General features: G+C 69.9%; 6 protein-coding genes and 1 pseudogene. All 7 read right to left on the bottom strand.

What is annotated here, in order from left to right:
- Nucleotides 1-396 (bottom strand): annotated as a pseudogene (locus ON39_RS50535) (cell division protein SepF); the annotation flags it as partial.
- 267 nt (nt 397-663) lie between these two features.
- A complete protein-coding gene (locus ON39_RS11335) occupies nt 664-1,506 on the bottom strand; it encodes a YggS family pyridoxal phosphate-dependent enzyme (RefSeq protein ID WP_040733482.1) in 843 nt (280 codons plus the stop codon).
- Nucleotides 1,506-2,231 carry a peptidoglycan editing factor PgeF gene (gene pgeF, locus ON39_RS11330; RefSeq protein ID WP_040733480.1) on the bottom strand — a complete coding sequence of 242 codons (726 nt, stop codon included), beginning with the start codon at nt 2,229-2,231 and terminating at the stop codon, nt 1,506-1,508. The genes ON39_RS11335 and pgeF overlap by 1 nt, the downstream gene beginning before the upstream one ends.
- 195 nt (nt 2,232-2,426) lie before the next feature.
- A complete protein-coding gene (gene ftsZ / locus ON39_RS11325; protein WP_040733478.1) occupies nt 2,427-3,659 on the bottom strand; it encodes a cell division protein FtsZ in 1,233 nt (410 codons plus the stop codon).
- A gap of 422 nt (nt 3,660-4,081) precedes the next feature.
- Nucleotides 4,082-4,792 carry a cell division protein FtsQ/DivIB gene (locus ON39_RS11320; protein ID WP_083894385.1) on the bottom strand — a complete coding sequence of 237 codons (711 nt, stop codon included), beginning with the start codon at nt 4,790-4,792 and terminating at the stop codon, nt 4,082-4,084.
- Nucleotides 4,793-4,796: 4 nt separating this feature from the next.
- On the bottom strand, nt 4,797-6,236 hold the full coding sequence (gene murC / locus ON39_RS11315; RefSeq protein WP_051186514.1) for a UDP-N-acetylmuramate--L-alanine ligase: 1,440 nt from the start codon (nt 6,234-6,236) through the stop codon (nt 4,797-4,799).
- A 40-nt stretch (nt 6,237-6,276) separates the two neighbouring features.
- Nucleotides 6,277-6,796 (bottom strand): glycosyltransferase (locus tag ON39_RS11310; RefSeq protein ID WP_040733476.1); only part of this gene is annotated, 520 nt, incomplete at its 5' end.

The raw sequence follows: 6,796 nt of genomic DNA, 5'->3' as shown, positions 1-6,796 counted from the left end.
CACGCTGCCGCCGGCGCGGAACCGGCCGGACGACGGCGCGGTCTCGATCCGGGTGGGCCGGCGCGTGTCGTAGCGGTCCTCGCCGTAGGGCTCGTCGGCGTACTCCGCGCGACGGGAAACCGGGTAACCGGCCTTGTAGGGCGACTTGTACGCGGGCTCCGGGTAGTCGGCGTCCTCGCGGTCGAAGCCGTCGGCCCCGTAATGGTCTGGGGCGTAACGATCTTCGGCGTAGCGGTCGGGGCCGTAGGCGTCGCGGTCGGGGTAGTCGCGGGGCCTTGACCGACGCGCGACGCGATCCTCGCCGCCGCGGGGACCGCGATCGTCGACGTAGTCGTCCTCGTAGTCCTCGAGCGGAACCATGCCGAAGTACGCCTTGAACTTGTGCAGCGTACTCATGACACCCCCTCGCCGGCGCTCGGCTCCACCATGACCACGAAAGTGGTTGCGGCCATTGGCCGCGTGCCGCGATCGCTCATGACCTGACCTCGCCGACGCTCGGCGCAGTCATGACCACGATGGTGGCTGCGTCGAGAACTCGCTCGCTGCGCTCGCTCATATTGGTCGACCTTCCTTCGGCCCCGGTGGCGGCCGGGTGTTGAAGTCTTGCTCAGCCCTCGTCAGCCTCAAGCATATGTGTCGAATGTGACTGATGAGGTTTCTTTGCTACGCCGAGGTTATCGGTCGAGCGCCCATCAAGGCGGTACCGACACGCACACACGTGGACCCGTGTTCGATGGCGGATTCCAGATCGCCCGACATTCCTGCGGAAAGTTCTGTCGCGCCGGGATGCTCGGCGAGCACCATCGTGTGCAATGTCGCAAGTCGTGCAAATGCCGCATCAGACTCAGCCCCCAATGGCGGAATGGCCATCAGACCGGACAGTCGTAATCCCTCCGACGCCGCGACATGTGCGGCGAGCGCGAGCAATTCGGCGGGCGCGACACCACCGCGCGACGGGTCTTCGTCCAGGCTCACCTGCAGCAGGACGCGCACCGGCGCGGTGCGCTCCCCCGCGTCCAGCGCGGCGCGCGCGCCGGCGTCAAGTGCCGTTGCCAACCGTTCGCTGTCGACCGAGTGCACGGTGTGCGCCCACCGGGCCACGACCTTCGCCTTGTTGCGTTGCAGGCGGCCGATCATGTGCCACTGAACATCAGGGAGTCCTTCGTCACCTTGGGCGCTATACCCGTCATCTCCAGCACTATGCCTGCCATCTTCAGTGCTCTGCCTGACACCTTCGGCGCTCTGCCGCACCAAATTTGGCAGTGCTGCCACCTTCGCGGTGGCCTCCTGCTCGCGGGACTCACCGAACTCGCGGCGGCCGAGGCGATAGAGGATCGCCACGTCCTCGGCGGGGAAGAATTTCGTCACGGGGAGTAGACGCACCGAGTCTGCCGCGCGCCCCGCCGCGAGACAGGCCGCGTCGACCCGCTGGAGCAGCGCGGCGAGATTGGTGGCGAGTTCGGCGGTGCGCGCATCCACCCGCGCCGCAACGGTTTCCGAGCTCATCACCGCGCCTCCGCCCAGATCACGCTGGCGAGCCGTCCGGTCGGCGCACCGCGGCGATGGCTGAACAGGGTGCGATCCTCGATCGTGCAGCGCGGGTCCACGGCCACCCCGGCCACGCCCGCTTCGATGAGCTGCCTGCTGATTCCGGCGCGCAGATCGAGGGACGGGGTGTTGCGCACGGTGGTCGCGGCGCTGCCCGGCAGATGCTTCTCGACGTCGGCCCGCATGGCGGCGGGCACCTCGTACTGTCGCCCCGAGGCGGCCGGGCCGAGCAGCGCCCCGATCCGATCCACCCGCGCGCCGAGGGACTCCATCGCCTCGAGCACCTTGGGCACGATGCCGATGCGCGCGCCGATCCGACCCGCGTGCACGGCGGCGAGCACGCCCGCCTCGTCGTCGGACAACAGGATCGGCACGCAGTCGGCGGTCAGCACCACCAGCGCGAGGCCGGGCACGTTCGTCACGATCGCGTCGGTGGCGGGCACCGGCTCGGCGCGCGGGCCGTCGACGATCTCGACATTGCGCCCGTGGATCTGCTCCATCCACACCAGCCGATCCGGCGTCAGCCCGATCCCCTCGGCCAGCCGATCCCGGTTGCGCCGCACCGTCGCCGGGTCGTCCCCCACGTGATCCCCGAGATTGAACGACTCGTAGGGCGGCGCCGAAAACCCGCCCGCCCTGGTCGTAGTCACTCGTCGAACGGTCAACGTGCCGGCAGAAGTCATGCCTCGAGCCTAGTAGCGCCGCGCGGGCGGGGAGCGATCAGCCGAGGGGCGCGAAAGGCTCGCGACAACCGATCACGCCTGTGCACCCGTAACGGGTTGCCGCACTGCGCCATGCGGGCGCCGGCGCCAACGAGATCCGCACCCGTCCCAGGCATCTGGAAGGGTGCGGATGGCGAGGCTGAATCTTCGCGACGGTTACCTGCGCATGAAGGACGGCACATCCACATCGTCGTCATCGTCGTCGGGGGGCTCGATGTGGGTGCGGGTGTTGTTCGTGACGGTGGGGTCGGTCAGGCGGGTGCGGTCGGTATCGCGGTAGCTCGGGACGGCGCCGCGGGTGGAGGGAGTGGTGCTCGGGGTGGTGGACGCGAGGTCGGTGCCGCGGGCGGCGACCTCGCTGGTGCGGTTCTGGCCGATCTCGCCGGCGCGGACCGTCCCGATGGTGCCGCGGGTGGTGGTGTCGAAGGTGCGCCGGGCGGGGCCGCCGCCGTCGAAGCCTGCGGCGATCACGGTGACGCGCACCTCGTCGCCGAGCGAGTCGTCGATCACCGTGCCGAAGATGATGTTGGCCTCGATGTGCGCGGCCTCCTGGACCAGCGACGCGGCCTCGTTGATCTCGAACAGGCCGAGGTCGGAGCCGCCCGCGATAGACAACAGCACGCCGTGCGCGCCGTCCATGGACGCCTCGAGCAGCGGCGAGTTGATCGCCGACTCGGCGGCCTTGACCGAGCGGCCCTCCCCGCGCGCGGAGCCGATGCCCATGAGCGCGCTGCCCGCGCCGGACATCACGCTCTTGACGTCGGCGAAGTCGACGTTGATCAGGCCGGGGGTGGTGATCAGATCGGTGATGCCCTGGACACCGTTGAGCAGCACCTCGTCGGCCGAGCGGAACGCGTCCATCAGGCTGACCGCCGCGTCGCCGAGCTGTAGCAGCCGGTCGTTGGGGATCACGATGAGCGTGTCGCAGGACTCGCGCAGTTGGTTGATGCCGGTCTCGGCCTGGCCGCCGCGGCGCTTGCCCTCGAACGAGAACGGCCGGGTGACCACGCCGATGGTCAGCGCGCCGAGCTTGCGCGCGATCTGCGCGACGACCGGGGCGCCGCCGGTGCCGGTGCCGCCGCCCTCGCCCGCGGTGACGAAGACCATGTCGGCGCCCTTGAGCACCTCTTCGATCTCGTCCTTGTGATCCTCGGCGGCTCGGCGGCCGACCTCGGGGTCGGCGCCGGCGCCGAGGCCACGCGTGAGCTCGCGGCCGACGTCGAGCTTGACGTCGGCGTCGCTCATCAGCAGGGCCTGCGCGTCGGTGTTGACCGCGATGAACTCCACACCTTTGAGGCCCTGTTCGATCATCCGGTTGACGGCATTCACACCGCCGCCGCCGATACCGACGACCTTGATCACGGCAAGGTAGTTGTGCGGGGGCGTCATGGGCTCTCGCCTTCCTTCGATCTAAAGCCTGTCGTTTTCGGATACGAGACACTGCGCCCGTTCCAGTGGGCCGAGCTTCGCCTGAGCGGCTTCACTCAGCGAACCGCCGCCCGGGCAAACCCTAAACCTCAACCATAGGGTTAGCGTTATGTCAAGTATCCGACTGCTGCGGAACGCTATTCGCCGCCGCCGCAATACGCGCGCAGGCGCGCCGAAACGGGAGACAGAATCTTGTGTGATCCCTCTCGTCTCGCAGCGCCGCACGACGTATGGTGAACGGTTGCCCCCCGACGCTCGGTTCCCGGCGCGAGGGCCGGTGCCGTGAACGTCAGGCCCGGAGGCGGCGGCTCGCGCGACCGCGGTGGGCCGGCGAACGCCACCCGTCGAACACTGCAATTCGACGCGGGCGCAATGGGTATCGCTCACTTTACCGTGACCAGGTTCGGACTGGACACATCGAACACCGTTCCGGGGCGGGTCAGCAACGGAAGCACGACCGCCGACTTGCGTGCGGCGTCGTTCATCCCACCCCAGACTACAGTGCGCCCATCCTTCAGATTGAGGGAAATATCCGAAATGGACCGTGCCACAACCTCGTCCACCTGAATGGCCAGCGCGGGCGGCACCGCGGCGATCACCGCGACCGCGGCCTTGGTCACGGGGGCGTCGCTGGCCGGGTGATCGGTGACGAGTTTGGGCACGCCGATCGGCGCGTCCTCGATCGCGAACTCCACGCTCTCCGCGTCGAGCAGGTGCGCGCCCTGCGGACTCTCGAAGTACAGCGCGGGCGCCCGCTCGACCACGGTCACCCGCACGGTCGAGGGAAAAACGCGCTGCACCCGCGCCGTGCGCACCTTCGGAATGCTTGCGACACGCCGGGCGATGGCGGTGGTGTCGATGCGCAACATCGAGCGCCCCGAAGGGATTTCGAGGAGCTCGCGCACCTGCTGCTGGGGCACCGCCACCACGCCCTCGATCTTGACCGTGCGCACCGAGAGCACCGGCGTGAACAGGGCGACGCCGGCGACAACCGCAAGAACGCACACGCCCAGCAATCCCCACAGCGAGACCCGCCGCCACCCGTCCGAACCGAATCGCACACCGGCCGATCGCGCCCGCTGACCCCGGCTCACGCCCTCACCGCCCGTACTGAGGGCGCGCCCGTAAGCCGTCGAGGATCTGGCTGCCGAGCATGGTCACATCGCCCGCGCCCATGGTGATCACGACGTCACCGGGCAGCGCGAGCTTGGCGACCTGACGGCCGACCCGCGACATATCCGGCTGGTAGTGCACGGGTTTCGTGACCGCCTGCGCGACCAGCGCGCCGTTCACCCCGGGCAGCGGTTTCTCCCGCGCACCGTAGACGTCGAGCACGACCACCTCGTCCGCCAGGCTCAGCGCGGCGCCGAAGTCCTGCGCGAACGTCGCGGTGCGGCTGTAGAGGTGCGGCTGGAAGACCACGATCACCCGGCCCTGCCGCGACCTGGCCCCGTCGCGCGCCTCCTGCTGAACCAGCTCGGCGGCGGCGCCGAGCACGGCGCGCACCTCGGTCGGGTGGTGCGCGTAGTCGTCGAAGACGCGCACCCCGTTCTCCCTGCCGGCGAACTGGAACCGGCGGTGCACACCGCCGAAACCCTCCAGGCCCTGGATGATCTCGTCCACGTCGGCCCCGGTCGCCCGCGCGGCGAGCAGGGCGGCCAGCGCGTTCAACGCCATGTGCCTGCCCGGCACCGAGAGGCGCAAGGTGCGCGGAGCGGTCTCGTCGGCGAGCTGGAACTGGGCGATGCCGCCGACGTCGCGGGGCTCCCAGCTGTGCAGCCGCACGCCGACGGGCACCGGCGCGTCGGCGAGCGCGCCGGAGCCGTAGCCGAGCACGCGAATGTTCTTCTCGGCCAGGCGCTGTCCGACCCGCTGGGCCAGCGCGTAGGAGCCCGGATCGTCCAGGCAGACGACCAGCAGGCCGCCCTCGGCGAGCCGGTCGGCGAAGTCGTCGAAGACCTGGACGTAGGCCTCGTCGGTGCCGAAGTAGTCCAGGTGGTCGGACTCGATATTGGTGACCACGGCGACGTCGGGTTCGTACTGGAGCAGCGATCCGTCGCTCTCGTCGGCCTCGGCGACGAAGATGTCGCCGGTGCCGTGGTGGGCGTTGGTGCCCGCCTCGTTCAGCTCGCCGCCGACGGCGAAGGACGGGTCGAATCCGCAGTGCTGCAACGACACGATGAGCATCGAGGTGGTCGAGGTCTTGCCGTGCGTGCCCGAGACGAGCAGGGTGCGATGCCCCTGCATCAGCGAGGCGAGGACGGCCGGGCGCAGCAGCACCGGGATGTCGCGCCGATTCGCCTCCATCAGTTCGGGATTGGTCTTCGGGATGGCCGCGTAGGTGGTGACCACCACGGTCGGGCCGCCGGGCAGCAGGTCGAGCGCGCTGGCGTCGTGGCCGATGCGCACCTGTGCGCCCCGCGCGCGCAGTGCGAGCACGCCGCGGCTCTCCTTGGCGTCCGAGCCGGAGACCGCGCCGCCGCGGGAGAGCAGGATCCGCGCTATGCCCGACATTCCCGCGCCGCCGATGCCGACCATGTGCACCCGCGCCAGCGCGGGCGGCAGGGCCGAGAGATCCTCATCCACCGGCCACCTCCAGCACGATCCGCGCCACCGCGTCGGCGGCGTCCCGGTGCCCCGCGCCGGCCGCGGCGCGGCCCATCTCGATCAGCCGTGCGGAGTCCATGAGCAGCGGAATCACCTCATTGATCACGTATTTCGGCGTCAGCTCCGAGTCCGGGACAATTCTGCCACCGCCCTGCCGGACGACGGGTCTGGCGTTGAGCTCCTGCTCGCCGTTGCCGTGCGGGAGCGGCACGTAGAAGGCGGGCAGCCCGACCGCCGACACCTCGGCGACGGTCATCGCGCCCGACCGGCACACCACCGCGTCGGCGGCGGCGTAGGCGAGATCCATCCGGGAAAGATACGGCACCGCCACATAGGGCGCGCCGTGCTCCGCTGTCGCGGCGACGTCGAGGGTGTTCTTCGGTCCGTGCGCGTGCAGCACCGAGATGCCCGCCGCGGCGAGTTGCGGCGCGGCGCCCGACACCGCCTCGTTCAGGCTGCGCGCGCCCTGCGAGCCGCCGAACACCAGCAGC

This window comes from Nocardia tenerifensis NBRC 101015, assembly GCF_000308715.1.
GTDB classification, from domain to species: domain Bacteria; phylum Actinomycetota; class Actinomycetes; order Mycobacteriales; family Mycobacteriaceae; genus Nocardia; species Nocardia tenerifensis.
The sequence above is the reverse complement of the archived record's forward strand: the minus strand, read 5'-3'. Positions and strand labels throughout refer to the sequence as shown.